Origin of the sequence: Lacinutrix venerupis (assembly GCF_003663945.1) — a bacterium.
GTDB classification, from domain to species: Bacteria; Bacteroidota; Bacteroidia; order Flavobacteriales; family Flavobacteriaceae; genus Lacinutrix; species Lacinutrix venerupis.
Genome location: NZ_RCCH01000004.1, coordinates 12,448 through 37,776 on the forward strand (window position 1 = coordinate 12,448; position 25,329 = coordinate 37,776).

Sequence of the window (25,329 nt, forward strand, 5' to 3'; positions counted from 1 at the left end):
CTAAGTTTTCTGTTTCTTCTTTTTTGCTGCAGGAAATAATACGTTATTTAAAATTAAACGATAGCCTGGAGATGTTGGATGCAGATCTAATTCGGTTTTTGGGTCGCCAACTTTATGTGTGTAGTCTTCTGGATCGTGACCGCCATAAAAGGTAAAAAAGCCTTTTCCTTTTATGCCATGTATATATTTTGCTTCTCCATTGGTTCTATTTTCTCCCATTACTAATACGTTACTTTTAATTTCTTCACGTGTAAATGAGGTGGTTTGACCCATAAATCCTTTTACTAATGCAGTATGATTTTGACACAACATAGTTGGAATTGGATCCCATTTTGCAGAAAAATCCATCAATGAAAAATAATCTGTTTGTTTTGGTATTTTACGTTTTCTTGTCATGTCTATACTAGAAAACTCATATACCATTGGGCTTCTTTCTAGTGTGTAGTCTTTAAATGCAAAGGTTTTATTGTAATCTATTTTAGATTGATAATTTGCATCACTTGCATCACCGTCAAACATGGGTTCGCAAATATCTACATGTTCTGCAGATAGTGCTATATCAAAACTGTCTGTTGCACTACACATAGCAAACATAAAACCACCACCTACTACATAATCTCGTATTTTAAGAGCAACATCTCTTTTAGCTTCGGATACTTTATTGTAACCCAATTTTGTTGCTAATGCTTCGGCTTCTTTTTTTTCTTCTATATACCATGCTGCAGTTCTATAGCGTGCGTAAAATTTACCAAATTGTCCTGTAAAATCTTCATGATGCAAGTGTAACCAATCGTATAAAACGAGTTCATCTTTTAATACTTGTTCATCGTAAATAGTTTCGTAAGGAATTTCTGCATAGGTTAAAACCATTGTTACTGCATCATCCCAAGGCAGCTTACCTTTTGGTGTATAAACAGCGATTTTTGGTGCTTTTTCTAAAACTACAGCTTCCATATTTTTACTTGGGCTGCTAATATCTTGTAGAATACTTTCAACTCTATCGTTGCTTAAAATCTCGAAACTAACACCTCTAATTTTACATTCTTTCTGTATTTCATCTGTATCGGGTAATAGAAAAGATCCTCCTCTATAGTTTAATAACCATTTAACTTTAATGCTTTTGGCGAGTGTCCAATAAGTAATTCCGTAAGCTTTTAAATGGTTTTCCTGAGTTTCGGCATCCATAGGAACCAAAATATATGAAGCATAACTTTGAGTAGTTAATAGGAAAATGAATATATATAGTATTTTTCTCATTGTTTTATTATAGAAAATTTCAATAAAAACTATTTTAAGATAGCCTTGTTGAAATATAATCAAAAAATATTCCTTTTTTAAAAACCTAAGCTACTTTAACAAGTGTAATTTAAGCAGAAATAAGCTTTGCAATACCTCTTGTACTAGGAAATTGCTCAAAAATAATTTTTAGAAATACAGTAATAGGAATTGCCATAATTAAACCTGGTACTCCCCATATAAATCCCCAAAACATTAATGCAACAAGTACTGTAATAACGTTTATAGAAAAGGATTTTCCCATAAATATTGGTTCTAAAATACTACCATAGAGTACTTGTGTTCCCGCAATGGCTATTATAAAGAATAGTAATGTACTTGATGCTTCTAATTCTACAAATGCAAAAATTGACAATAAAATTACGGTTACAAAAGAACCTACCATTTGCACAAAATTGATTAAGAATGCAAATAATCCCCAAAAAATTGGAAAACTAACATCGAAAAAATAACATGCTAAACCTGTAAATACACCTGTTAGAAAGCTAACTAATACTTTTACTTTAATAAACTTTATTAAATCGTTTTCTATTTTAATAAATGTTTTAATAGACTGATGTCTTTTTCTTAAAATAGTTTTATTTAAAAGATTTTCAATATTTATAGATTCTGCTAACCAAAGAACAACGAAAAAAACAGTCATTAATAGTGCTGTTAAAAACTTGCTCACTACACTTAAAGTATTCCCGAAATTTTTAAAAACAGTTTCTTTATTTAAAAATCTCGATAATTTTGCGTTGTCTTCTTTAACTGCATTGGCACCAAAAACAGATTCTACTTCGTAAACTAGATCATTTATTTTTGTTTCGGCTTTTAAAAAAAATGATGAATCACTTTCTATTATTTGTTTACTTGATAATTTTACTAATTCTATTCCTAATTTAACGCCAAGTGTAATTATTAATAAAACAATACAAATACTTATAATTTTATGTATTCCTCTTCGCTTTAAAAAACGCATTAGTGGCAAAAACAATAATGCTATAAACATTGAAAAGATAAGAGGTATAAATATAAAAGATAGTATTTTAAGTAAATAAAATATTATAGGTATTACTATAATTAAAAGTAAATAATTTGTTGTACGTATTTTATCCATTAGGATTACACTTATTTTTATGTAAAGATAATTTAATGAAGACTTTTATTATGAAATTTTAACAGAGTATTTAATCTTTATTTAAAATTAATTTAGCTGCTTCCCAAACTGCTTCTTTAGGGTATTCACCATAATTACTTATAAAGTTGCCATTTGGAGATACAACCACAAAATTAGAACAATAGTTTTGCTCTTTAAAAAATGAATACTCAATTGTACTGTCTGGATCTTTATAATAATTTACAATTCCTTTAAATTTATTAATTCCAATAGTATCTTTATAAATATAAACTGGCTTAACCTCTGCTATTTTATTTAATTTACTGTGCAGTTGCTTAATCCATAATCTCCTTTTATTTCTTCTATCATAACTATCTTTATAGGAGTTACAATGGTTTTCGCCTAAGTGATAAATAATTACTAACGGCTTATTGGTCTCTATATTTTCTTTAGTATTTTCTTTTAATATTGAATATAAAGAGTCTACATTTTCTATAATACCAGTCTGAGAATATTTGTATTTAGATTCTTCTTTAGTAGTAGATACTAAAGTATTTTCTTTAATAGATGAGCAAGATAAAATCATGCATAAGCATAAATAAAAAAGAAGTTTATTCATTTAAAAAATTAAAATGGTACTTCATCATCTGGTGCGCCAAAAGCATCTTCTGGTGAGGCTGTAAAATTACCAGAATTAAACGTATTATCGTTTGCTGCTTCATTCATTTTACTATGAAATTCTTGTCCAGAGGTAAAAGGTGTATCAAAATCATCAAGATTATCAAATTTACCTAAGCTACCAATAAACTTTAATCGAATATTTTCTAGACCACCATTTCTATGTTTTGCGACAATAAATTCTCCTTGACCTGCTGTTGGAGATTGTTCGTCATCATCCCATTCGTCAATTTTATAATATTCTGGTCTATAAATAAACGATACAATATCGGCATCTTGCTCAATGGCTCCAGATTCACGTAAATCTGATAGTAAAGGTCTTTTGCTTCCTCCACGAGTTTCTACCGCACGAGATAATTGAGAAAGTGCAATTACCGGCACTTCTAATTCTTTGGCTAATGCTTTTAAGTTCCTTGAAATAGTAGATATTTCTTGTTCACGATTACCTCCATTACCTGCAGCTGTCATAAGCTGTAAATAATCAATCATGATCATTTTTATACCATGCTGAGAGGCTAAACGTCTTGCTTTTGCACGTAAATCGAAAATAGAAAGCGATGGCGTATCATCAATAAATAAAGGTGCTTTTTCTAATGCTTTAACTTTAACGTTAAGTTGTTCCCATTCGTGTTTTTCTAATTTTCCTGTTCTAAGTTTTTCGGAAGATAAACCAGTTTCACTAGAAATTAAACGTGTAATTAATTGTACAGAAGCCATCTCTAAAGAGAAAAAAGCTACAGGAACATTAGAGTTTACAGCCATATTTCTAGCCATAGTAAGTGTAAATGCTGTTTTACCCATACCAGGACGAGCGGCAACAATAATTAAATCACTAGGTTGCCATCCAGATGTTAATTTATCTAATTTATCGAATCCAGATGGAATACCACTCATCCCATCTTTTTTAGAAATTTCTTCAATTTTCTTTTTGGCTTGTATTACTAAGTCTTGTGCTGTTTCACTAGATTTTTTAATGTTTCCTTGAGTTACTTCATAAAGTTTAGATTCTGCAGTATCAAGTAAATCGAAAACATCCTGTGTCTCATCGTAAGCTGTTTCAATAATTTCACTTGAAATTTTAATTAAACTACGCTGAATATATTTTTGTAATATAATACGTGCATGAAATTCTATATGGGCAGAAGATGATACTTTTTGGGTTAAAGAAATAAGGTAAAAATCACCTCCAATTAAGTCTAACTTCGCATTTGTTTTTAATTGCGTAGAAACGGTTAATAAGTCGATAGGTTGACTTTCTTGAAACAGCATAAAAATGGCTTCAAAAATATGTTGATGCGCTTCTTTATAAAAAGCATCTGGGCTTAAAATATCAATTACTTCATCGACACCTTTTTTATCAATCATCATTGCACCAAGTACAACCTCTTCTAAATCAATAGCTTGTGGCGGTATTTTTCCTTTTTCAAGGGAGATAATGGTGCTTTTATCTACTTTATATCCAGATATGTTTTGTGGTTGCTTCATGTTAAGCGAAAGTAAAACAATTGTTAAGAGTATGAGTGTTTTGAGCTTACTCAATCTTCACACTTCATCAACAATTGAACTGTTAATAAGTCAATTATATTGTTAATAAGCATAAAAAAATCTGAAAGCGCAACTTTCAGATTTTTTTATTTATTGTATTTATTGTTGCTAGCCTTTAAACACTCCCATTTGAGAATATTTATCCATTCGTTTTGCAACTAAATCTTTTGGTGATAAGTTTTTAAACTCTTCGTAAGATTTTTCAATTGCTGCTTTTACAGCTGAAAAAGTTTTATCTCTATCACTATGTGCTCCTCCTAATGGTTCTTTTATAATTTCGTCTACAATTTTCATTTTTTTCATGTCTGTTGCAGTCAATTTTAATGCATCGGCAGCTTGTTCTTTAAACTCCCAGCTTCTCCATAAAATAGAAGAACAAGATTCTGGTGAAATTACAGAGTACCAAGTATTTTCTAACATTAATACTTTATCTCCTACTCCAATACCTAATGCACCACCTGATGCTCCTTCACCAATAACAATTGTTATAATTGGTACTTTTAAACGTGTCATTTCAAGAATGTTTCTTGCAATAGCTTCGCCTTGACCACGCTCTTCTGCTTCTAAACCAGGATATGCTCCAGGAGTATCTAATAATGTAATTACTGGTATCCCAAATTTCTCGGCAGATTTCATTAAACGTAATGCTTTACGGTAACCTTCTGGATTTGCCATACCAAAGTTTCGATATTGTCTTGTTTTGGTATTATATCCTTTTTGTTGACCAATAATCATATAACTTTGGTCTCCAATTTTACCTAAACCACCAATCATAGCTTTATCATCTTTAAAACTACGATCACCATGTAACTCTAAAAACGAATCTCCACATAATGCTTTAATATAATCTAAAGTATATGGTCTATTTGGGTGACGCGACATTTGTACACGCTGCCATGGTGTTAAGTTTTTATATATTTCTTTTTTAGTAGCTACAAGCTTTTTTTCGATTTGTTTACAAGTTTCTGTAACATCTACATCGCTTTCTTCACCAATTACTTGACATTTGTCTAATTGATCTTCTAGTTCTTTTATTGGTAATTCAAATTCTAAATATTCCATTGAGAATTGTATTAAAAAATTTCTAAGTTAGTTTACAAAACTACACAAATTTTTGGTTTTGCGTATTCTTATTTTTAAAGGCTTTTATGTTTTTTATTATTCCGTTTAATAAAACAGTGGTTAAAATAATGATTGCTCCATAATAAAATGAAGACGACATTATTTCTGTTTCGGGAAATATAATAAGTGCTAAAACAATACCATATATAGGTTCTAAATTGTACGTAAGCACCACTGTATATGGGCTAATTTGCTTCATTACATATACAGAAGCTATAAATGCATAAGCTGTACAAATAGAGGCTAAAATTAGTAAATAAATAACATCTTGCGTGCTTAATGCAAAGTATTGTGATGAAAAACCTTGCCCAAATATTATTATAAAAATTGAAATAAAAACAACTCCAGCAATAAACTCGTAAAACGAAATTTTTGTTGCGGAATCTTTTTCAAGAAATTTTCCATTTAAAACTGCAAATAGTGAAGAAAAAAACGCTGATAAAACACCTAATATAATACCAGAAATATGCTTCATTTCAGTTTTTAAAATAATTAAAATTCCCAAAATAACTATTATTCCAAAAACAATTTCGTACCAAATAATTTTTCGTTTATAAATAATTGGTTCTATAAACGAAGCAAAAAACGCTCCTGTAGAAAACATAGCTAATGCTATTGAAACGTTAGACACATCTATAGCTGCAAAAAAAGTTATCCAGTGCAATGCTATAATAACTCCTGCTATAGAAAATTTAGCTAGAGTTTGTTTATTTATAGATATATCTATTTTAGCAATTTTAATGTATAAAAACATGATTATTGCTGCTATAACCATACGGTACCAAACTAAAGAAACTGCTTCTAGACTTATTAGTTTTCCTAAAATGGCTGTAAATCCAGCAATAAAAACCAAAAAATGAAGATGCAAATAATTTTTTACCTTATCGTTTAGCATTATATAAAAGTATTATTGCTAAAACACCAAAAATGGCATTAGGAAACCAAACTGCTATTAAAGGCGAAAAATCTGATTGTGCTGCCATAGTACCAAATACTTTGTCAAAAAACACAAATATCATTGCTATAGTAATACCAAAAGCTAGATTTACACCCATGCCTCCTCTACGTTTTATTGAGGATACTGCAACAGCAATTATTGTTAATATAAATACAGATACTGGTAAGCTCCATTTTCTATATAACTCTAATTTATATCTTCCAATATTAGATGACCCTCTTTTTTCTTCTCTAGAGATAAATCGTTTTAAAGCAACATAATTTAAAGTTTCTGCAATATACTCGTCTGGGACTAAATCTTCTAAATCGAACCCAAAAACAGTATCTTTTTTCCTTTCGGTTTCAAGTATATCTTCTCTATTATTTACTGTTCTTTTAAAATAATTACGTAATCTATAAATAGAATCTTCTTCTATATATCTAATACTATTAGCACTTATTTTATAGGCTAATTTATCGTTTTCAAAATGTTCTAAAGTAAAGTTTAAAGCTTGGTTTCTATTAGCGTCAAAGCTACTAACATAAATAATTTCATTATCATTAATTTGCTTAAACAGCTTCTGGCTTTGAGAATTTTTTTTACTTTTTAAATATTTATATTGAAAGTCGTTAAATCCTTTACTTGCGTTTGGAGCAAGGTATAAACCTAAAGCTATAGAAATTAATCCAACAATAGTTGCTCCTATTAAATAAGGTCTTAAAAATCTTGAAAATGATACTCCAGAACTTAAAAAAGCAACAATTTCTGTATTATTTGCCAGTTTAGAAGTAAACCAAATTACAGAAAGAAATAAAAATAACGGAAACAGTAAGTGAGCAAAATATATAGTAAAGTCTAATAAATACACCATTACTTCACCAAAAGGTGCCTCGCGCTCTAAAATCTTACCTATTTTTTCTGCTAAGTGTACCGTTATACCAATAGGGATAAACAGTAAAATCATCATTAAAAAAGTAAGCAAATAACGCTTTAATATGTACCAATCAAGTATTTTCATCCTCTTTTAAACCCTCTAAACAGAGAGCTATAATATTGTTATAGTCTTTTATCCATTTGTTTAACCATCATATCTTTCCAGGTTCTAAAATCTCCTGCTAAAATATGCTTTCTAGCTTCACGAACCAACCACATGTAAAAACCTAAATTATGTATTGTAGCAATTTGGGCTGCTAATCTTTCGTTTACACTAAATAAATGCCTAACGTAAGCTTTAGAGTAATCTGTATCTACCCATGTAATGCCCATATCGTCTAAAGGAGAAAAATCATCTTTCCACTTTAAATTTTTAATATTTATAGAACCGTGTGCTGTAAATAACATACCATTTCTAGCATTACGTGTTGGCATAACACAATCAAACATATCTACGCCTAAAGCTATGTTTTCTAATATATTAATAGGTGTACCAACGCCCATTAAATAACGTGGCTTATCTTCTGGAAGTATATCTGTAACAACTTCTGTCATTGCATACATTTCTTCTGCTGGTTCCCCTACAGATAATCCTCCAATAGCGTTACCTACTGCTCCTGCATTTGCTATATATTCTGCAGATTGCATACGTAAATCTTTATAAGTACTACCTTGAACTATAGGAAAAAATGCTTGAGAATAATCGTATTTAAATGGCACTTTTTCAAGATGATTAATACAACGGTCTAACCATCTATGTGTCATTTTCATAGAACGTTTAGCATAATTATAATCGCAAGGATAAGGTGTACACTCATCGAAAGCCATAATAATATCTGCACCTATAGAACGTTGAATTTCCATAACATTTTCTGGAGTAAATGTATGGTAACTACCATCTATATGTGATTTAAATTTAACACCTTCTTCTTTTATTTTTCGTCTTGACGATAACGAATATACTTGATAACCACCAGAATCTGTTAAAATGTTTCTATCCCAGTTCATAAACTTATGTAAACCTCCCGCTTTTTCTAGAGTTTCTATTTGTGGTCTTAAATATAAATGATAAGTGTTTCCTAGAATAATATCTGGGTTAATATCGTTTTTAAGTTCTCTTTGGTGTACTCCTTTTACAGATGCTACGGTACCAACAGGCATAAAAATTGGTGTTTCTATAACACCATGATCTGTTGTTATTACTCCTGCTCTGGCACTACTTTGCGCATCTTTTGCTTTTAAATCGAATGTCATTATTACTTATAAATTCAGTTGGTAAAGATAAATAACAAAATTACAATGCTTCTTAAACATTTAATAAAATTAAAAAAATTAGTTATTACACCTAAAATATTAGCTGCGTTAGGGATAGTAGTGTAAAGCCCACAGCCCGACGTAGGAGGTACGAGGACTTGTAACGTATAGCCCGACCCTTGTGGTAACGCCAAAAAAATAAAATTGTTAGCAAATTATACTAATTCGTTAATAAGTGCCTTTAATCAATCTTTGTTTTACTTCTTTAAAAAAGTTACTTTTGATGCTTTATAAATCAAGCTAAAAATAATGGCAAACACACAACTACTAGAAGACATTACAACCCAAGTTCGTAGAGATATTTTACGAATGGTTCACAAAGTAAATTCAGGGCATCCTGGTGGATCTTTAGGCTGCGCAGAATTTTTTGTTGCGCTTTACAACGAGATTATGGACAGAAACGATGGTTTTGATATGGATGGCATAGGTGAAGACTTATTTTTCCTATCGAATGGTCATATTTCTCCTGTTTATTACAGTGTTTTAGCCAGAGCTGGATATTTTCCAGTAGATGAGTTAAATACTTTTAGATTAATTAACTCTCGTTTACAAGGTCACCCAACAACTCATGAAGGTTTACCTGGAATACGTATTGCTTCTGGATCTTTAGGACAAGGCATGAGTGTTGCTCTTGGTGCTGCACAAGCAAAAAAATTAAATGGTGATAATCACTTAATTTACAGTTTACATGGTGATGGCGAATTGCAAGAAGGACAAAACTGGGAAGCTATAATGTATGCAGCTGGAAATAATGTAGACAACATTATTTCTACAATAGATTTAAACGGACAACAAATTGATGGTTCTACAGATACTGTTTTACCATTAGGAAGTGTAAAAGGTAAGTTTGAAGCTTTTGGCTGGACTGTTGTAGAAATTGAAGAAGGAAATAATATAGAAGCTATTTTAAAAGGAATGGCTGAAGCTAAAGCTTTAACAGGTAAAGGAAAACCTGTTTGTGTATTATTAAAAACAGTTATGGGTAACGGTGTAGATTTTATGATGCATACTCATGCATGGCATGGTAAAGCTCCTAATGACGAACAATTAGCCGAAGGCTTATTACAAAACCCAGAAACTTTAGGTGACTATTAATCCTTCAAAACAAGAGACAAAAATGAAAACTTACGAAAATCAAGGAAATAAAGATACACGCTCAGGATTTGGAGCAGGATTAACAGAATTAGGACGTACAAACCCAAATGTTGTTGCACTTTGTGCAGATTTAATTGGGTCCTTAAAAATGGACCAATTTATAGAAGAAAATCCAGAACGTTTTTTCCAAATAGGAATTGCTGAAGCTAATATGATGGGTGTTGCTGCTGGTTTAACTATTGGTGGTAAAATTCCTTTTACTGGAACATTTGCAAACTTTTCTACAGGTCGTGTATACGATCAAATTAGACAAAGTATTGCTTATTCTAATAAAAATGTAAAAATTTGTGCATCGCACGCTGGTTTAACTTTAGGTGAAGATGGTGCAACACACCAAATACTTGAAGATATTGGTTTAATGAAAATGTTACCTGGCATGACTGTTATTAATCCTTGCGATTATAACCAAACAAAAGCTGCTACTATGGCTATTGCAGAACATGAAGGACCTGTTTACTTACGTTTTGGTAGACCAAAAGTTGCAAACTTTACTCCAGAAAATCAAAAATTTGAAATAGGAAAAGCTTTACACCTACAAGACGGAACAGATGTAACTATTGCTGCCACTGGACATTTAGTTTGGGAAGCGCTTGAAGCTGCTAAAACTTTAAACGAAAATGGAATTTCTGCAGAAGTTATAAATATACACACTATTAAACCTTTAGATGCTAAAGCAATTATAGACTCTGTTAGTAAAACAAAATGTATTGTTACTGCAGAAGAGCACAACCACTTAGGTGGACTTGGAGAGAGTATTGCTAGAGTTTTATCTCAACATAAACCAACTCCTCAAGAATTTGTAGCTACAAACGATACTTTTGGTGAGTCTGGAACACCAGCTCAATTAATGGAAAAATACGGTTTAAATGCTAATGCTATTGTTAAAGCGTGTGAAAACGTTATAAAAAGAAAATAAAATTCTTACAAAAGAATGTTTTAAAGCTGAAAAATGAAATTGTTTTTCAGCTTTTTTTATATCTTAATATTTCATTTTTATAAGTTTAAGGAAATATATTAGTAGAGTTTTCGTTTTAAATATTCATTCACATTAAAAAACAAACAATTATGAGACATTTAAAAAAAAATCAAAATCACTTCAACAAAAAAAGTAGTTTTAGCAAACCAATAGGTTTTTCTTTATTTTTTATTATCATTTTTACTTTAACTACAGTAGCACAAAATGGAACTGGATTTGGAGTTAAAGCAGGTTTAAACTACAATGCCAATGGTGATTACTTTAATTCTATTAGTAATACTTCAGACGATCCTACAGCAACAATAGGATATCATATTGGTGTTTTTGGTAAAATTGGAGACAAATTATATATAAAACCAGAAATAATGTATACTAAAACCACTAGCGAATATATTGTTGGTGATTTTAATTTAAAACGTATCGATGCTCCTGTTTTAGTAGGTATAGAAGTTTTAGGTCCTGTTAGTGTTTTTGCAGGTCCTGCTTTTCAATATATTTTAAATTCTGATTTTGAAAACGCAAGAATTAGCAATTTAGAAAACGATTTTACTGTGGGTCTTAATTTTGGAATTGGATTAAATTTTGATTCCTTTGGAATAGATTTACGTTATGAGCGTGGCTTCTCGGACAACGAGGCTAATATAATTTTAAATAACTCTACTGTTAGTGTAGATAGATTAGACACCAGACAAAATCAATTAATATTAAGTCTTTCTGTAAAACTATAATACTTCTATTTAAGAAATAAAAAAAGCCTAATTTGAATTTCAAATTGGGCTTTTTAATATATATTATGTAATTACTCTTCTTCTAAATTTGTAGTTACAGAACTGTCTAAATAATTAGGTATACCATCATTATTGTCATCTGGAATTATAAGTGTGTGTAAGGTAAATGTACCGTCTAACTCACCTTCGATATAAATAAAAAATTCATCATCTGCCGCATTTGCATCAAAATAAGCTTTTGCTTCTGCTTTACTCATAAATTGATCTGTACCATCATTATCGTATTCTAATTTTATTACTTCATTTACAGTTAATACACCATCTCCATCATCATCGTTATCGATAAAATTAACTAATAAATCTCCATCTGTATCATCATCAGCTTCTGTAAAATCTCCATCTGGGTGCTCTAAATGAGAAGGTATTCCATCTAAATCCCAATCTGTATTACTTCTAGAAATAACTTTTAAATTAAAAAATAAAGGTGAATACTGAGGTATTGTTGATGTAGATGGTGAAGCAAAATATCCTAAACCAGATGGCATAAATATTACTCCAATACCATGATTGATGTAAGTTATCGTTCCATCTGTATTTTCTGTAAAATTCGTTGAAGTTTTAAATTCAACTATACCTTCTTTAAATCCTGTAACAACTCCTGCTGCATCTCCTACTGGTGTTAAATTAAATGGCTGACCAGCTTCAATACCTATTTGACTATCGAAAACTGTTCCGTCTGGTATTGTTCCTTTATATGCCATTGCAGCTGCATCTAAAGGACTAATGCTATCTCCTTCACCTTCTCTTACTTTTAAAATATATAAATTATAATCTATATCGTCTTGCTCTACAACCTTAATATCTAATCTTGGATAAATACCATCTGCTTGATTTAAATAATCTATAATTGGAGTTTTATCTTGTGTACCATTATCTGCAGAAATAGTATCTAATACTACAGTAAAATTGTTATTTGCAGGATTTGTACTATCTGTAAAATCAAAATCTTCGTAGTTAAAATAATGCGTTTCTAAATACGTTTGAATTTCAATTAAGTTCTCTTCATAAACCTCTTGACTATCTCTTAATTCAACAATAACAAATTCTTCTGTATCATCATCGTTACAAGAAAAAGTAACAAGTAATAGAGATAAAATTGGGAATAAAAATTTTCTTAATTTCATTTTTGCTTATTTTTGGGTGCAAGATAAACTATATAATAATTTTGTACAATATCATTAACGTAGAATTAAGTAAAATTATATGCGAATAGACAAGTATTTGTGGTGTGTAAGATATTTTAAGACCCGAAACATTGCAACAACAGCATGTAAAAAAGGCCATATAAAGGTTAACAATCAAGTTGTTAAACCAAGTAGAGAAGTATATGCTACTGATAAAATAGAATTACGAAAAAACCAAATTAACTACACACTTACAGTTTTAGATATTCCACCAAATCGTGTTGGAGCTAAATTAGTTGATATTTACAGAGTCGATACAACACCAAAATCTGCTTTTGAATCTCAAGAATTACTTAAATTTGCTAAAGATTATTATAGAAAAAAAGGTACTGGAAGACCAACAAAAAAAGATAGGCGAGATATAGATAATGTTTACAGAGAAAATGAAGAAGAATAGCCACTTTATTAATAAAGTATAAATTATGACTAGTTTAAAAAATTGTATCCTTTCTCACGACGAGATAACACATAAAATAAGAAGAATAGCTTATCAAATTTATGAAGCTAATAGTAATGAAACTGAAGTTATTTTAGCAGGAATAGATACTAATGGGTATATTTTGGCAAAAAAAATAAAGGTAGTTTTAAATAAAATTTCACCTCTAAATACAATATTATGTAAGGTAATTATTGACAAAAAAAATCCTTTACAAACTATAACAACCTCTATTAAAAAGGAAGATTATGAAAATAAGTCTATTATACTTATTGATGATGTTCTAAATTCTGGCACAACATTAATTTATGGTGTTAAACACTTTTTAGATGTGCCTTTAAAGAAATTTAAAACGGCTGTGCTTGTTAATAGAAATCACAAAAAATATCCTGTAAAAGCAGATTTTAAAGGTATCTCTCTATCAACATCTTTAAATGAGCATGTAGAAGTTATATTAAAAGGAGATAAATTTGAAGTAAATTTAAAATAAACGAAGTAGAATATTTTCCACAATACCATCTACATCTCCATTTGCATCAATTTTAAATTCGGCTTTATTATAGAAAGGAACTCTTTCAAATAAGTGTTTACCTATAAACTCTGTTAAAAGAGCGTCTGTTTTAATATGAGCTATTAAGGGTCTTTTAGATGTTTCGTTATTTAACCTATTAACTAATACAGGAATAGTTACATTTAAATATACAGTTTTTAAACTTTTATCCTCTATTAAAGTATCCATTGTATTATAATAACAAGGTGTTCCTCCTCCAAGAGCTATAATTGTATTAGACGATTGTTTTAAAAGTGCCTCTAAATATTCCTTCTCTTTTTTTCTAAAATATAATTCGCCAAAGTCTTCAAAAATTTCTCTTACAGTTTTATTTTCTCCATTTTCTATAACATTATCCAAATCTTTAAAGTCATAAGACAGTATTTTTCCTAATTCTTTTCCAATTTTTGACTTTCCAGAAGCCATATATCCAATTAATACAATATTCATTTAAGGGCTTATTATTTGATTATTAAACATGTACAAAACATCTTCACAAAAAAACAAAAAAAAATTAAAAATACGCTTGTATTACTAATAAAAGGTTCTATATTTGCACCCGGAAACGCAAATGACCTGGTAGCTCAGTTGGTAGAGCATCTCCCTTTTAAGGAGAGGGTCCTGGGTTCGAGCCCCAGCCCGGTCACTAAAAAAAGTTAAGCTTTGCTTAACTTTTTTTTTATCCCATATTTTAAATGCGCACGTGGCGGAACTGGTAGACGCGCTGGCTTGAGGGGCCAGTGATTACTGAAATCGTGGAAGTTCGAATCTTCTCGTGCGCACTTAACTATTTCTCTAAAAAATTTTACTTTTCTTAGTTTTATTATAAAAAACTCTGTTAAAAATAGTTGTTAAATTATTTTGTTTAACTATTTTAGCAATACTATGAACAATATTAAAACAAAGTTTAGTATTAAAGATCTTGAAAGCCTATCGGGCATCAAGGCACATACTATAAGAATTTGGGAAAAACGCTACTCTCTTTTTCAACCTAATAGAACAGATACTAATATTAGAAACTATAGTTTAAAAAGTTTACAGAAAATTTTAAACATTAGTTATTTAAATAGGAATGGGTATAAAATTTCTAAAATTGCCAAACTAAGCGAGAAAGAGATACCTTTACTTGTTAATGAAATATCTAAAAACAAAAATCAAAATAACTCTGTTTTAAATGCTTTTAAAATGGCTATGTTTAGTTTTGATAAATCTCTCTTCTATTCTACTTATAGCGATTTAGAAAAGCAATATTCGTTTAAAGATATTTTTTACTTATTTATAGTTCCCTTTTTAGACGACATTGGTCTTTTATGGCAAACTGATACCATAACTCCTGCTCATGAGCATTTTATTGTGGAGTTAATTAAACATAAAATATTAGTAATTACTGAGAATGAAATTGATATAGAGAAAAATAAAAATTCAAAGCAAACCTATGTTTTATTTTTACCTGAAAACGAAATTCATGAATTAGGATTATTATTTATAAATTATGAATTAACAAGAGTTGGCGCTCAATCTATATATTTAGGTCAAAGTGTACCAATTGAAAGTTTAGAGTACCTAACAGATTTTTATAATGATATTACATTTATTTCAAATTTTACAGTAAAACCAGATACAGAAAATATAAATAACTATTTAGAAACTTTAAGTAACAAAGTATTAACAGGAACTAATAATAATTTATTAATTTCTGGAAGGCAAATTGATACCTTGGATACAAGTGAACTAAATGAAAAAATATCACTTTTTAAATCCACCAAAGATATTTTAGAAACTTTAACTCCAAACAAAAACTATTAATATGAAAAAAAGTATAGCTATAATTGGTTCTGGTTTTTCTGCCTTATCTGCTTCTTGTTATTTAGCAAAAGAAGGTTACAAAGTAACCATTTTTGAAAAAAACAGTTCTATTGGTGGTCGCGCTAGACAATTAAAAAAAGATGGCTTTACTTTTGATATAGGCCCTACATGGTATTGGATGCCTGATGTTTTTGAACGCTTTTTTAATGATTTTAATAAAAAACCTTCAGATTACTATGAGCTAGAAAAACTAAATCCTGCTTATAGTGTTTATTTTGACAAGGATGATTACATCACTATTGAAGATACTTTAGAAAAAATTTATTTAGCTTTTGAAAAGGAAGAACCAGGCAGTTCAAAAAAATTAAAAAAGTTTATTGATAATGCTCAAAATAATTATGAAGTAGCAATTAAAGATTTAGTTTATAGACCAGGCGTATCTCCTTTAGAATTGGTAACACCTGTAACAATAAAAAAAATACATCAGTTTTTAAGTACAATTAAACGTGATGTAAGAAAAGAGTTTAAAAATAATAGATTAGCTCAAATTCTTGAATTCCCTGTTTTATTTCTTGGAGCAAAACCAAGTAATACTCCTTCTTTTTATAGTTTTATGAATTATGCCGATTTTGGTATTGGAACATTTCATCCTAAAAAAGGTATGTACCAAGTAGTGCTTGCTATGGAAAAATTAGCAAAATCTCTTGGTGTAGATATTAAAACTGAAAACCCAATAGATAAAATAGTCGTAGATAAAGGTAAAGCAACTGGTATTATTTCAAAAGGCAAAACATACAATGCAGATATTGTTTTAAGTGGAGCAGATTATCACCACAGCGAAACTTTATTAAGTAAAGAAAACAGACAATATTCTGAAAAATATTGGAGTAAAAAAACTTTTGCTCCTTCATCATTATTATTTTATGTTGGTTTTAATAAGAAATTAAAAAATGTAAATCACCATACTTTATTTTTCGACGTAGATTTTGAAGCGCATGCACAAGATATTTACGATACTCCCAAATGGCCTGAAAATCCATTATTTTATGCTAGTTTCCCTAGTATTACTGATGAAAATTCTGCTCCAGACGGCAAAGAGGCTGGAATATTTTTAATACCCTTAGCTCCTGGAATTGAAGATACAGAAGCTTTAAGAACACTATACTTTAATAAAATTATCGATAGGTTTGAAGATTTAACTTCTCAAGAAGTTAAAGACTCCATAATTTTTAAAGAATCGTTTTGTGTAAACGATTTTATTAAAGATTACAACTCGTATAAAGGTAATGCCTATGGCATGGCAAATACATTAATGCAAACAGCTTTTTTAAGACCTAACTTAAAAAGTAATAAAGTAGAAAATTTGTACTTTACTGGACAGTTAACTGTACCTGGACCAGGAGTACCTCCAGCTCTTATTTCTGGAAAATTAGTAGCAGATTTAATTAATAAACACCAAGTTTAACTTATGAAAGCACTATTCGATTCGGTATCTAATAAGTGTAGTAAGGTTGTAACACAATCTTATAGCACCTCGTTTTCCATGGCAACTAAAATGTTAGCAAACACTATAAGACAAGATATTTATAATATTTATGGCTTTGTTAGGTTTGCTGATGAAATTGTAGATTCTTTTCATGATTACGACAAACAAAGTTTATTTGAGAAATTTGAAGCGGACTTAGAGCATGCTTTAACAGATAAAATTAGTTTAAACCCAATTTTAAATGCATTTCAACATACATATCACAAATACGGCTTAGATATGGAAATGGTGAATGCTTTTATGAAAAGTATGCGTTTAGATCTAACGAAAACTACTTATTTAACAGAAATAGAATATAAAAATTACATTTATGGTTCAGCCGATGTTGTGGGTTTAATGTGCTTAAAGGTTTTTGTTAAGGGAGATAATAAAAAATACGAAGACTTAAAAGATGCTGCAATGTCATTAGGTTCAGCTTTTCAAAAAGTAAATTTTTTAAGAGATTTAAAAGCAGATTTTGATGTATTAGAACGCACCTATTTTCCTAATACAGATTTAAACAATTTAGATGAAAGCGCTAAGCAACTTATAATTGAAGATATTGAGCATGATTTTGCAAAAGGATTAGAAGGCATTAAACTTTTACCTATAGAAGCAAAATTTGGAGTTTTTATGGCTTACCGCTATTATAGCCAATTATTAAAAAAATTAAAAAAAACACCTGCTTTAGATATTAAAAATACTCGTGTTAGAGTTCCTAATTATAAAAAAGTAGAGCTTTTAACTAGGAGTTACGTAAAATATCAACTAAATTTATTGTAATGCAAACACTATACTGGATACTTATATTTTTAGCCGTTTTTTGCGCTATGGAATTTATGGCTTGGTTTACACATAAATACGTAATGCATGGCTTTTTGTGGTCTTTACACAAAGACCATCACCACAAAGATCACGATAGCTGGTTCGAGCGTAATGATGCTTTTTTTATTTTTTATGCCATTGTAAGTATGACTTGCTTTTACTTTTGGAGTTACGAAAACGTTTGGTGGTGTTTACCTATTGGCTTAGGTATTATGGCCTATGGTATTGCTTATTTTGTAGTTCACGACATTTTTATTCATCAACGTTTTAAAATACTTAGAAATGCCAACAATTGGTACGCCAAAGGAGTGAGACGTGCTCACAAAATGCACCATAAACATTTAGGCAAAGATCATGGAGAATGTTTTGGAATGCTTATTGTCCCATTTAAATATTTTAAGAGATAAGCTATATTAAATGAATAATAGTGAGTTTTTCGATTATATTATTGTTGGCAATGGCCTTGCTGGCTTACAATTAGCCTTAAGTTTTGCAGAACAACCTTTTTTTAAAAACAAACAAATAGCTTTAATAGACAAATCTATCAAAAACAAAAACGATAAAACTTGGAGTTTTTGGGAAAAAGAAAAAGGAAAATGGGATAATATTGTTGAAAAATCTTGGCAGGAAGCTTTGTTCTATTCTTCAAGAAAACAAATTACCTTAAACCTTAATCCTTACATCTACAAAACCATACGAGCTTTAAATTTTTATACCGAAGCTAAACGCATCCTTTCTAAAAAACCTAATATTCATTTTATTATAGACGAAGTTCTAAAAGTTGAAAATTCTACCAAACCTACTGTAACAACGATAACCAACACCTACTCTGCTCATCATGTTTTTGATAGTAGAATTCCTAAAGACTATTTTTCAGAAGCAAACAATTACACTAAAGTTATTCAACATTTTAAGGGCTGGACAATTACAACCGAAACACCCGAATTTAATCCTGAACAATTTACAATGATGGATTATAGACTAAAAGATGGTGAGCAAACAACATTTACCTATGTACTACCTTTTTCTAAAACCGAAGCTCTTGTAGAATTTACTTATTTTACTCCTAATATTGTAGAAGAAGAAACTTACGATGAGTACATAAAAGAGTATATTAAAAGTATTTTAAAAATTGAAAATTACAAAATAGTTGAAATTGAAAGCGGTAATATTCCTATGACGAATTTTCCTTTCGAAAATTATTCAACTAAAAATATAACAAAAATTGGTACTGCTGGAGGTTGGGTAAAAGGATCTACTGGTTATTCTTTTAAACATACAGAAAAAAAAGTTTCTACAATTATCAAGAATTTAAAAGCTAATAAAAATCCTTCAGAGAATTTATTTAAAAAGAAATTTAAGTTTTACGACAAAGTATTCTTGAAAGTTTTAAAAGATGAAAACCATAAAGGTGAATGGATTTTCGAGCAATTTTACACTAAAAACTCCATAGAAAGTATGTTTCGTTTTTTAGATGAAGACTCTTCACTTTTAGAAGAATTTAAAATTATGAAATCCCTATTCTCTTTTGCTTTTATAAAGGCTTTTTTTAAAACACTTTAATTATTTAATCCTTTAATAGCTTATCTATGGTATTTCTTACCATTTGGCTATTCCAATTAGCAGCGCCAGACTCGTCTATAATAATATTTCCTTCTTTATCTATAAGAAATGTTCTTGGTATACTTTTTACATTAAACGTTTGAGGTATTTGAGTTTGTGGTATAAACGTATTAAAATTATAATTTTTCTTTTCTAAAAATGATTTAATAGTTGCTTGTTTTTCATTTGAAACTAAAACAAATTCAATTTTATCTTTATAATCATTATATAATTTTTGAATTGAAGGCATTTCGGCAATACACGGAGGACACCAAGTTGCCCACATATTTACAAATACCACTTTACCTTTTACTTGGTTTAAATCTACACTATTGCCTTCTAAATCTTTCAATTTCCAATTATAACTACTTATTTTTGCTACTGCATCTTCTTTTTCAAGGCTTGGATTAATTTTAGCAATCATTGTATGTAAAGCAATTTGAATTTGCTGTCTTGTTTGCGGAATAATTAATAATGCAATTAATATTAAGAAAAAGATATTTTTTATTGAAATGTTTCTTTTTATCATAATTATATTTAAATAATGAAGCGTTAACCACTCGATTAACGCTTCAAATCTAATAAAAACAAACTATACTATAATGTCTAATAAACTGAATTTACAAAGACTATAAATAGTATTCTGTAGTTTTATTTATACTTATCTTGTTACAGACCCTTCTAATATTGTTACTGGACCATCACCCATAGTTATTGTAGAATGTTCCATTGCATCACTTGGTATCATGTGTGCTAATGGCTTTAAAGTAAATGGTGCTGGATCATTATCTGGACTAGGTTCGACAGATACCACAATAGTTTGTCCTTTTAAATCTGTAGGAAATGTTAAACCTGCTGGTGCATTTTGTAAGTAGTCTTCTCCTGGATAACCTGGACCATTATTAGAATCTCCTTTAAATGGTGATGTTGCTGCATTATCGTCTGCCATAGATGCATCTGTAAATGTACCTGTACTTATTGGTGTTCCATCGATTACAGCCCATCCTTCGTATTTCCAACCTTCAGATAGTTCTGGTAAAATTAAACCTGTTGTTGCTGCTCCAGATGAATTGTCTAAAAACCAAACACCACTTGATTCGTTTGTATCATCCATATCTGTTGGTGTTGCTAATATAAAAGCACCTTCAACTTGAGAAAAATCTGCTACTAAATTAGAATTAACTACTGCAGATGCTCCCGAAAAATCTCCTGCTAATATTTTTGTTGCTGCTGGTGCTGGATCTGGATCAATAGCAGGTTCTACAGAAAGCACAAAAGTTGTAGCTGCATTTAATTGTAATGTGTTAACTTGAAATGTTTGTGGAAAATTTACAGAGTTAAATGTTCCTGTTGATACAGGATTCCCATCTACTATTATCCAACCTTCGTAAACAAAATCATTTCCTAATGCTTCTAAACCGTTTAGATTTAAAGTTAAAGGTGAAGTTTCTGGTATAATAACAGTTGCATCATCATCGTTACTACAAGAGGTGGCAAATATTCCTAATGCCAAAACTCCTAAAATCGTTTTTTTAATCATAGTTTTTGTTTTTTTTGTTTGTATTTATTTATACAGGTAAAATTAAAACAAGAACTTATAATTAAATGTTAGCTAGCTAACACTAAACGAGTTTATTATAAATTTTTATTTCTTTTCTATTAAAATCTATAATATTTTCTTCTTTTAACTCATTTAATAATATGTTTAATGTTGGCCTAGAAGTACCTATTAAAGAAGCTATATCTTTTTGTGTGTATGGATGAGTTATAATATTATGGCCTGTTTCTGGACAGTTATAACCATATTCTTCGCAAAGTTCGTTTAAAAACTCTAGTAACCTCGTTTTAGTATCCTTAAACATTAATAATTGAAGTCGTCTTTCGAGCTTTCTAAGTTTATACCCAATAAATTTATAGACTTTAAAACTAAATGTTTGGTTATCTCTCATAAGCTCGTACATAGTATTTACTCCTATTGGACATATAGAAGTAGTATTATCTAAAGATTGAGCAAATTCGTCGCGTACAGATTCTCCTAATATTGCTTTTTCGCCAAAAAGTTGACCTTTAGATAAAATTGCCTTTACAATTTCATCTCCTTCCTCGTTGTAGTATCCAATTTTTACTTTACCTTTTTCTATTAAGTAAACTTTATTTGCTGAGTCTTGGGCAAAATAGATGTAGTCCTTTTTTTTATAACCATCAAAATCGTGATTCTTCTTATAAGTTTTAAATTTATGAGGACATAAAACTTTAAAAAGATTGGAATCTTCAAAAAACCAAATTGTATTCATCTTATATAAGTATTTAATTAAAGTCGCAAAAAAAAAGACAACCTTACACTCTATAATTTGTAATAATTTCTTACAAAAAAGACGTAAATCTTAATTTTTATTGCATTTCGTCGAATAAAACAATCTTTTCGTAGATAAATTTAAAATTTAAAATAAATTTACAACGCTATATACCAATTTGTTGATGGTTTTGTTTAATTAAAAAAATAATGCTATGAACTTAAAAATTTTATTAATTTCTCTAATTAGTTTTTCTGCTTTTTCTCAAGTAGGAATAGGAACTACTAACCCAACCGCAAGTTTGGATGTTAATGGAGATTTAAGAATTAGAACTATTACCCATGAAACTATAGAATCTATTATTAAAGATTCAATTTTAGTAATTTCGAATGACGGAATTATAAAAAGAGTTGAATCGCAACAGGTAATAAATAGTGTTATAAAAACTGCGGTTAAAGCAAAATTTTCCTCTGCTGCGCTAGTAAACCTTAGCTTAGTTTCTAACGAAGCATTAATTCCTTTTGATGATGAAGATTTTGATTTAAATGATGAATTTGATACTACAACCCATCAATTTACAGCAAAACAAGCTGGCATCTACAATATACATGCGCAAATAAAAGCAAATTCAGCTATTGCAATTGCTGCTAATTTTGGCATTTCTATTTATAAAAATAATGTTTTAGAAGCTACAAATAGTTTTGCTAATATTGGTGTTTTAGGAGTTAATGTTACGCCACCTATTAGAACTGCAAATACTTTATTAAGTTTAAATGTTGGTGATGTAATTACTTTTAGAATTAATAGCGATTTAATAAGCCTTAGTTTACTTGGAGACTCTGCTAATTCTTATTTCACAATACATCAAGTACGATAACAACTATAATATAAAAAAAAGAAAAACGCTTAGAATTAAAATTCTAAGCGTTTTTCTTTTTATAAAAAATGCATGTTAAGCGTTTTGCTTTTTAATTAAGTTTAATGCAGAACCTTCATTATACCAATCTATTTGTGCTTGGTTATATGTATGATTTAACATAATTGTATCTTTACTTCCATCTGCATGAACCACTTCTAAAGTTAATTGTTTATCTGGAGAGAAAGAGGCAATATCAACAAAGTTAAATGTATCGTCTTCTTGAATTAAATCGTAATCGTTTTCATTAGCGAATGTTAAACCTAACATCCCTTGCTTTTTAAGGTTTGTTTCATGAATACGTGCAAAAGATTTTACAATTACAGCTGCAACACCTAAATGTCTTGGCTCCATAGCTGCGTGCTCTCTTGAAGAACCTTCACCATAATTATGATCACCAACTACTACAGTTTTAATACCTGCAGCTTTATAAGCTCTCGCTGTATCTGGTACACCTGCATATTCTCCAGTTAATTGGTTTTTAACAAAGTTAGTTTTCTTTCCAAAAGCATTAACTGCACCAATTAAACAATTGTTAGAAATATTATCTAAATGCCCACGGAAACGTAACCAAGGTCCTGCCATAGAAATATGATCTGTTGTACATTTACCAAATGCTTTAATTAAAAGTTTAGCTCCATTTATTTCATTTCCTATTGGCTCGAAAGGTGTAAGTAATTGTAAACGTTCAGATGTTGGACTAACAACAACTTCTACTCCACTTCCATCTTCTACTGGAGCTAAATAACCATTATCTTTAACCTCAAAACCTTTTGGTGGTAACTCCCAACCTCTAGGCTCATCGAACATTACTTCTTGACCATCTTCGTTAATTAACTTATCTGTCATTGGATTAAAATCTAGACGACCAGCAATTGCAATAGCTGCTGTTAATTCTGGAGAGGCTACAAACGCGTGAGTATTTGGGTTTCCATCTGCTCGTTTTGCGAAGTTTCTATTAAAAGAATGCACAATACTATTTTTTGGTGCATTTTTTGGATCGCTATATCTAGCCCACTGACCAATACATGGTCCACAAGCGTTAGTAAATATTTTAGCATCTAGTTTTTCAAATATGCCTAAAATACCGTCGCGATCTGCAGTATATCTTACTTTTTCAGAACCTGGATTAATACCTAATTCTGCTTTCATTTTTAAACCTTTATCTAATGCTTGCTGCGCAATTGAAGAAGCACGAGATAAATCTTCGTAAGATGAGTTTGTACAAGAACCTATTAATCCCCATTCTACTTGAATTGGCCAATCGTTAGCTTTAGCTTTTTCAGTCATATCGTTACCCACAGAGGTAGATAAATCTGGAGTGAAAGGTCCATTTAATAATGGATTTAACTCAGATAAGTTTATTTCTATAACTTGATCGAAATATTGTTCTGGATTAGCATATACCTCTGCATCTGCAGTTAAATATTCTTTTACTTTATTTGCTGCATCTGCAACATCTTCTCTATCTGTAGCACGTAAGTAACGTTCCATAGACTCATCGTACCCGAAAGTTGAAGTTGTTGCTCCAATTTCTGCACCCATGTTACAAATTGTACCTTTACCTGTACAAGACATTGCTGTTGCTCCAGGCCCAAAATATTCTACAATAGCTCCAGTTCCACCTTTTACGGTAAGAATTTCGGCTACTTTTAAAATTACATCTTTAGGCGCCGTCCATCCAGAAAGTTCTCCTGTTAATTTTACACCAATAAGTTTAGGAAATTTAAGTTCCCAAGCCATACCAGCCATAACGTCTACTGCATCTGCTCCACCAACACCAATAGCTACCATTCCTAATCCACCAGCGTTTACTGTGTGAGAATCTGTACCTATCATCATTCCTCCTGGAAAAGCGTAATTTTCTAAAACAACTTGGTGAATAATTCCTGCTCCTGGTTTCCAGAAACCTATACCGTATTTATTTGAAACAGATTCTAAGAAATTAAATACTTCGCTACTTACATCGTTAGCGTGTTTTAAATCTGTTGCTGCTCCTTCTTTTGCTTGAATTAAGTGATCGCAGTGTACTGTTGTTGGTACTGCCACTTTATCTTTACCAGCTTGCATAAATTGCAATAATGCCATTTGTGCTGTAGCATCTTGACAAGCAATACGATCTGGAGCAAAATCCACATAATCTTTACCTCTGGTAAAAGCTTTAGTTGCTTTACCATCCCAAAGGTGATTGTATAAAATTTTCTCTGAAAGTGTTAATGGCTTACCAACGACTTCACGAGCTGCATCAACACGTTCTGCCATTTGACTGTAAACCTTCTTAATCATATCGATATCGAATGCCATATTATTTTTTTTTGTTTAAGTTTTATTGTTGTAATATACAAAAT

25 protein-coding genes and 2 tRNA genes are annotated in these 25,329 nt (G+C 30.2%); 13 read left to right on the forward strand and 14 right to left on the reverse strand.

What is annotated here, in order from left to right; all coding sequences use genetic code 11:
- The 8 genes from CLV86_RS06580 to tgt form a co-directional block, all read right to left on the reverse strand.
- A complete protein-coding gene (locus CLV86_RS06580; protein ID WP_121051033.1) occupies positions 1-1,185 on the reverse strand; it encodes an asparagine synthetase B in 1,185 nt (394 codons plus the stop codon).
- A 181-nt stretch (positions 1,186-1,366) separates the two neighbouring features.
- Positions 1,367-2,395 (reverse strand): AI-2E family transporter, encoded by a 1,029-nt coding sequence (locus CLV86_RS06585; RefSeq protein WP_121051035.1) that lies wholly within the window; start codon positions 2,393-2,395, stop codon positions 1,367-1,369.
- Between the two features lie 70 nt (positions 2,396-2,465).
- Positions 2,466-3,014: a hypothetical protein gene (locus CLV86_RS06590; protein ID WP_147427017.1), complete on the reverse strand. Its 549-nt coding sequence runs from the start codon at positions 3,012-3,014 to the stop codon at positions 2,466-2,468.
- A gap of 8 nt (positions 3,015-3,022) precedes the next feature.
- The gene (dnaB, locus tag CLV86_RS06595; RefSeq protein WP_076733490.1) at positions 3,023-4,558 is read right to left on the reverse strand and encodes a replicative DNA helicase; all 1,536 of its coding nucleotides are present in this window, start codon (positions 4,556-4,558) and stop codon (positions 3,023-3,025) included.
- A gap of 168 nt (positions 4,559-4,726) precedes the next feature.
- Complete coding sequence (locus CLV86_RS06600; RefSeq protein WP_076733491.1) at positions 4,727-5,680, reverse strand: acetyl-CoA carboxylase carboxyltransferase subunit alpha; 954 nt, start codon at positions 5,678-5,680, stop codon at positions 4,727-4,729.
- A 40-nt stretch (positions 5,681-5,720) separates the two neighbouring features.
- Complete coding sequence (locus CLV86_RS06605; RefSeq protein WP_121051039.1) at positions 5,721-6,635, reverse strand: DMT family transporter; 915 nt, start codon at positions 6,633-6,635, stop codon at positions 5,721-5,723.
- Positions 6,622-7,695, reverse strand: a complete 1,074-nt coding sequence (locus CLV86_RS06610; protein ID WP_076733493.1) for an LptF/LptG family permease — start codon at positions 7,693-7,695, stop codon at positions 6,622-6,624. Before CLV86_RS06610 ends, CLV86_RS06605 begins: the two co-directional genes overlap by 14 nt.
- A gap of 38 nt (positions 7,696-7,733) precedes the next feature.
- Positions 7,734-8,864, reverse strand: a complete 1,131-nt coding sequence (gene tgt / locus CLV86_RS06615; protein WP_121051041.1) for a tRNA guanosine(34) transglycosylase Tgt — start codon at positions 8,862-8,864, stop codon at positions 7,734-7,736.
- 309 nt (positions 8,865-9,173) lie between these two features.
- Here tgt and CLV86_RS06620 point away from each other — a divergent pair, with 309 nt between their 5' ends.
- From CLV86_RS06620 to CLV86_RS06630, 3 genes are all read left to right on the forward strand, one after another.
- The gene (locus tag CLV86_RS06620; RefSeq protein WP_076733495.1) at positions 9,174-10,019 is read left to right on the forward strand and encodes a transketolase; all 846 of its coding nucleotides are present in this window, start codon (positions 9,174-9,176) and stop codon (positions 10,017-10,019) included.
- Positions 10,020-10,041: 22 nt separating this feature from the next.
- Entirely contained in the window at positions 10,042-10,995 is a 954-nt protein-coding gene (locus CLV86_RS06625; protein WP_121051514.1) for a transketolase family protein, read from the forward strand.
- A gap of 149 nt (positions 10,996-11,144) precedes the next feature.
- Positions 11,145-11,783, forward strand: coding sequence for an outer membrane beta-barrel protein (locus CLV86_RS06630; protein WP_121051043.1), 639 nt, complete (start codon positions 11,145-11,147; stop codon positions 11,781-11,783).
- A gap of 71 nt (positions 11,784-11,854) precedes the next feature.
- Here CLV86_RS06630 and CLV86_RS06635 read toward each other — a convergent pair whose 3' ends face one another.
- Positions 11,855-12,967 (reverse strand): FKBP-type peptidyl-prolyl cis-trans isomerase, encoded by a 1,113-nt coding sequence (locus tag CLV86_RS06635; RefSeq protein WP_121051045.1) that lies wholly within the window; start codon positions 12,965-12,967, stop codon positions 11,855-11,857.
- Between the two features lie 79 nt (positions 12,968-13,046).
- On the opposite strand from CLV86_RS06635, the gene CLV86_RS06640 reads away from it, so the two are divergent.
- Together CLV86_RS06640 and CLV86_RS06645 are read left to right on the forward strand one after the other, a co-directional pair.
- A complete protein-coding gene (locus CLV86_RS06640; RefSeq protein WP_121051047.1) occupies positions 13,047-13,424 on the forward strand; it encodes an RNA-binding S4 domain-containing protein in 378 nt (125 codons plus the stop codon).
- A gap of 25 nt (positions 13,425-13,449) precedes the next feature.
- The gene (locus CLV86_RS06645) at positions 13,450-13,953 is read left to right on the forward strand and encodes a phosphoribosyltransferase family protein (protein ID WP_076733498.1); all 504 of its coding nucleotides are present in this window, start codon (positions 13,450-13,452) and stop codon (positions 13,951-13,953) included.
- Here the strand turns inward: CLV86_RS06645 and CLV86_RS06650 are convergent.
- The gene (locus tag CLV86_RS06650; protein WP_121051049.1) at positions 13,945-14,463 is read right to left on the reverse strand and encodes a shikimate kinase; all 519 of its coding nucleotides are present in this window, start codon (positions 14,461-14,463) and stop codon (positions 13,945-13,947) included. The two genes, CLV86_RS06645 and CLV86_RS06650, sit on opposite strands and share 9 nt — an antisense overlap.
- A 123-nt stretch (positions 14,464-14,586) precedes the next feature.
- Between CLV86_RS06650 and CLV86_RS06655 the strand changes: the two genes are divergently transcribed.
- The 7 genes from CLV86_RS06655 to CLV86_RS06685 all read left to right on the forward strand — a co-directional run bounded on the left by CLV86_RS06655 (position 14,587) and on the right by CLV86_RS06685 (position 19,732).
- Positions 14,587-14,659 (forward strand) — tRNA-Lys (locus CLV86_RS06655).
- A 51-nt stretch (positions 14,660-14,710) separates the two neighbouring features.
- Positions 14,711-14,795, forward strand: a tRNA-Leu gene (locus CLV86_RS06660).
- A gap of 103 nt (positions 14,796-14,898) precedes the next feature.
- A complete protein-coding gene (locus tag CLV86_RS06665; RefSeq protein ID WP_121051051.1) occupies positions 14,899-15,819 on the forward strand; it encodes a MerR family transcriptional regulator in 921 nt (306 codons plus the stop codon).
- A gap of 1 nt (position 15,820) precedes the next feature.
- On the forward strand, positions 15,821-17,284 hold the full coding sequence (locus tag CLV86_RS06670) for a phytoene desaturase family protein (protein WP_121051053.1): 1,464 nt from the start codon (positions 15,821-15,823) through the stop codon (positions 17,282-17,284).
- Positions 17,285-17,287: 3 nt separating this feature from the next.
- Complete coding sequence (locus CLV86_RS06675) at positions 17,288-18,127, forward strand: phytoene/squalene synthase family protein (RefSeq protein WP_076733502.1); 840 nt, start codon at positions 17,288-17,290, stop codon at positions 18,125-18,127.
- Complete coding sequence (locus CLV86_RS06680) at positions 18,127-18,576, forward strand: sterol desaturase family protein (RefSeq protein ID WP_121051055.1); 450 nt, start codon at positions 18,127-18,129, stop codon at positions 18,574-18,576. Before CLV86_RS06675 ends, CLV86_RS06680 begins: the two co-directional genes overlap by 1 nt.
- 10 nt (positions 18,577-18,586) lie before the next feature.
- Positions 18,587-19,732 carry a lycopene cyclase family protein gene (locus CLV86_RS06685; RefSeq protein WP_121051057.1) on the forward strand — a complete coding sequence of 382 codons (1,146 nt, stop codon included), beginning with the start codon at positions 18,587-18,589 and terminating at the stop codon, positions 19,730-19,732.
- A gap of 4 nt (positions 19,733-19,736) precedes the next feature.
- Here the strand turns inward: CLV86_RS06685 and CLV86_RS06690 are convergent, their stop codons facing one another.
- The 3 genes from CLV86_RS06690 to CLV86_RS06700 all read right to left on the reverse strand — a co-directional run bounded on the left by CLV86_RS06690 (position 19,737) and on the right by CLV86_RS06700 (position 22,065).
- On the reverse strand, positions 19,737-20,300 hold the full coding sequence (locus CLV86_RS06690; protein ID WP_076733505.1) for a TlpA family protein disulfide reductase: 564 nt from the start codon (positions 20,298-20,300) through the stop codon (positions 19,737-19,739).
- A gap of 132 nt (positions 20,301-20,432) precedes the next feature.
- Entirely contained in the window at positions 20,433-21,311 is an 879-nt protein-coding gene (locus CLV86_RS06695; protein ID WP_121051059.1) for an anti-sigma factor, read from the reverse strand.
- Positions 21,312-21,393: 82 nt separating this feature from the next.
- Complete coding sequence (locus tag CLV86_RS06700) at positions 21,394-22,065, reverse strand: Crp/Fnr family transcriptional regulator (RefSeq protein ID WP_121051061.1); 672 nt, start codon at positions 22,063-22,065, stop codon at positions 21,394-21,396.
- A gap of 214 nt (positions 22,066-22,279) precedes the next feature.
- Here CLV86_RS06700 and CLV86_RS06705 point away from each other — a divergent pair, with 214 nt between their 5' ends.
- Complete coding sequence (locus CLV86_RS06705) at positions 22,280-22,942, forward strand: C1q-like domain-containing protein (RefSeq protein WP_121051063.1); 663 nt, start codon at positions 22,280-22,282, stop codon at positions 22,940-22,942.
- 75 nt (positions 22,943-23,017) lie between these two features.
- On the opposite strand, the gene CLV86_RS06710 is transcribed toward CLV86_RS06705, so the two are convergent.
- Entirely contained in the window at positions 23,018-25,285 is a 2,268-nt protein-coding gene (locus tag CLV86_RS06710; protein ID WP_121051065.1) for an aconitate hydratase, read from the reverse strand.
- Positions 25,286-25,329: the final 44 nt, after the last annotated feature.

Bases quoted from the DNA above. Each gene is read 5' to 3' on its own strand.
- CLV86_RS06605 (WP_121051039.1), bottom strand. From the start codon at position 6,635: ATGCTAAACGATAAGGTAAAAAATTATTTGCATCTTCATTTTTTGGTT.
- CLV86_RS06665 (WP_121051051.1), top strand. From the start codon at position 14,899: ATGAACAATATTAAAACAAAGTTTAGTATTAAAGATCTTGAAAGCCTA.
- CLV86_RS06600 (WP_076733491.1), bottom strand. From the start codon at position 5,680: ATGGAATATTTAGAATTTGAATTACCAATAAAAGAACTAGAAGATCAA.
- CLV86_RS06680 (WP_121051055.1), top strand. From the start codon at position 18,127: ATGCAAACACTATACTGGATACTTATATTTTTAGCCGTTTTTTGCGCT.
- CLV86_RS06675 (WP_076733502.1), top strand. From the start codon at position 17,288: ATGAAAGCACTATTCGATTCGGTATCTAATAAGTGTAGTAAGGTTGTA.
- CLV86_RS06650 (WP_121051049.1), bottom strand. From the start codon at position 14,463: ATGAATATTGTATTAATTGGATATATGGCTTCTGGAAAGTCAAAAATT.
- CLV86_RS06690 (WP_076733505.1), bottom strand. From the start codon at position 20,300: ATGATAAAAAGAAACATTTCAATAAAAAATATCTTTTTCTTAATATTA.
- CLV86_RS06695 (WP_121051059.1), bottom strand. From the start codon at position 21,311: ATGATTAAAAAAACGATTTTAGGAGTTTTGGCATTAGGAATATTTGCC.
- CLV86_RS06645 (WP_076733498.1), top strand. From the start codon at position 13,450: ATGACTAGTTTAAAAAATTGTATCCTTTCTCACGACGAGATAACACAT.
- CLV86_RS06635 (WP_121051045.1), bottom strand. From the start codon at position 12,967: ATGAAATTAAGAAAATTTTTATTCCCAATTTTATCTCTATTACTTGTT.
- CLV86_RS06630 (WP_121051043.1), top strand. From the start codon at position 11,145: ATGAGACATTTAAAAAAAAATCAAAATCACTTCAACAAAAAAAGTAGT.
- CLV86_RS06640 (WP_121051047.1), top strand. From the start codon at position 13,047: ATGCGAATAGACAAGTATTTGTGGTGTGTAAGATATTTTAAGACCCGA.
- CLV86_RS06590 (WP_147427017.1), bottom strand. From the start codon at position 3,014: ATGAATAAACTTCTTTTTTATTTATGCTTATGCATGATTTTATCTTGC.
- CLV86_RS06700 (WP_121051061.1), bottom strand. From the start codon at position 22,065: ATGAATACAATTTGGTTTTTTGAAGATTCCAATCTTTTTAAAGTTTTA.
- dnaB (WP_076733490.1), bottom strand. From the start codon at position 4,558: ATGAAGCAACCACAAAACATATCTGGATATAAAGTAGATAAAAGCACC.
- CLV86_RS06620 (WP_076733495.1), top strand. From the start codon at position 9,174: ATGGCAAACACACAACTACTAGAAGACATTACAACCCAAGTTCGTAGA.
- CLV86_RS06585 (WP_121051035.1), bottom strand. From the start codon at position 2,395: ATGGATAAAATACGTACAACAAATTATTTACTTTTAATTATAGTAATA.
- CLV86_RS06710 (WP_121051065.1), bottom strand. From the start codon at position 25,285: ATGGCATTCGATATCGATATGATTAAGAAGGTTTACAGTCAAATGGCA.
- CLV86_RS06625 (WP_121051514.1), top strand. From the start codon at position 10,042: ATGAAAACTTACGAAAATCAAGGAAATAAAGATACACGCTCAGGATTT.
- CLV86_RS06685 (WP_121051057.1), top strand. From the start codon at position 18,587: ATGAATAATAGTGAGTTTTTCGATTATATTATTGTTGGCAATGGCCTT.
- CLV86_RS06580 (WP_121051033.1), bottom strand. From the start codon at position 1,185: ATGGATGCCGAAACTCAGGAAAACCATTTAAAAGCTTACGGAATTACT.
- CLV86_RS06705 (WP_121051063.1), top strand. From the start codon at position 22,280: ATGAACTTAAAAATTTTATTAATTTCTCTAATTAGTTTTTCTGCTTTT.
- CLV86_RS06610 (WP_076733493.1), bottom strand. From the start codon at position 7,695: ATGAAAATACTTGATTGGTACATATTAAAGCGTTATTTGCTTACTTTT.
- tgt (WP_121051041.1), bottom strand. From the start codon at position 8,864: ATGACATTCGATTTAAAAGCAAAAGATGCGCAAAGTAGTGCCAGAGCA.
- CLV86_RS06670 (WP_121051053.1), top strand. From the start codon at position 15,821: ATGAAAAAAAGTATAGCTATAATTGGTTCTGGTTTTTCTGCCTTATCT.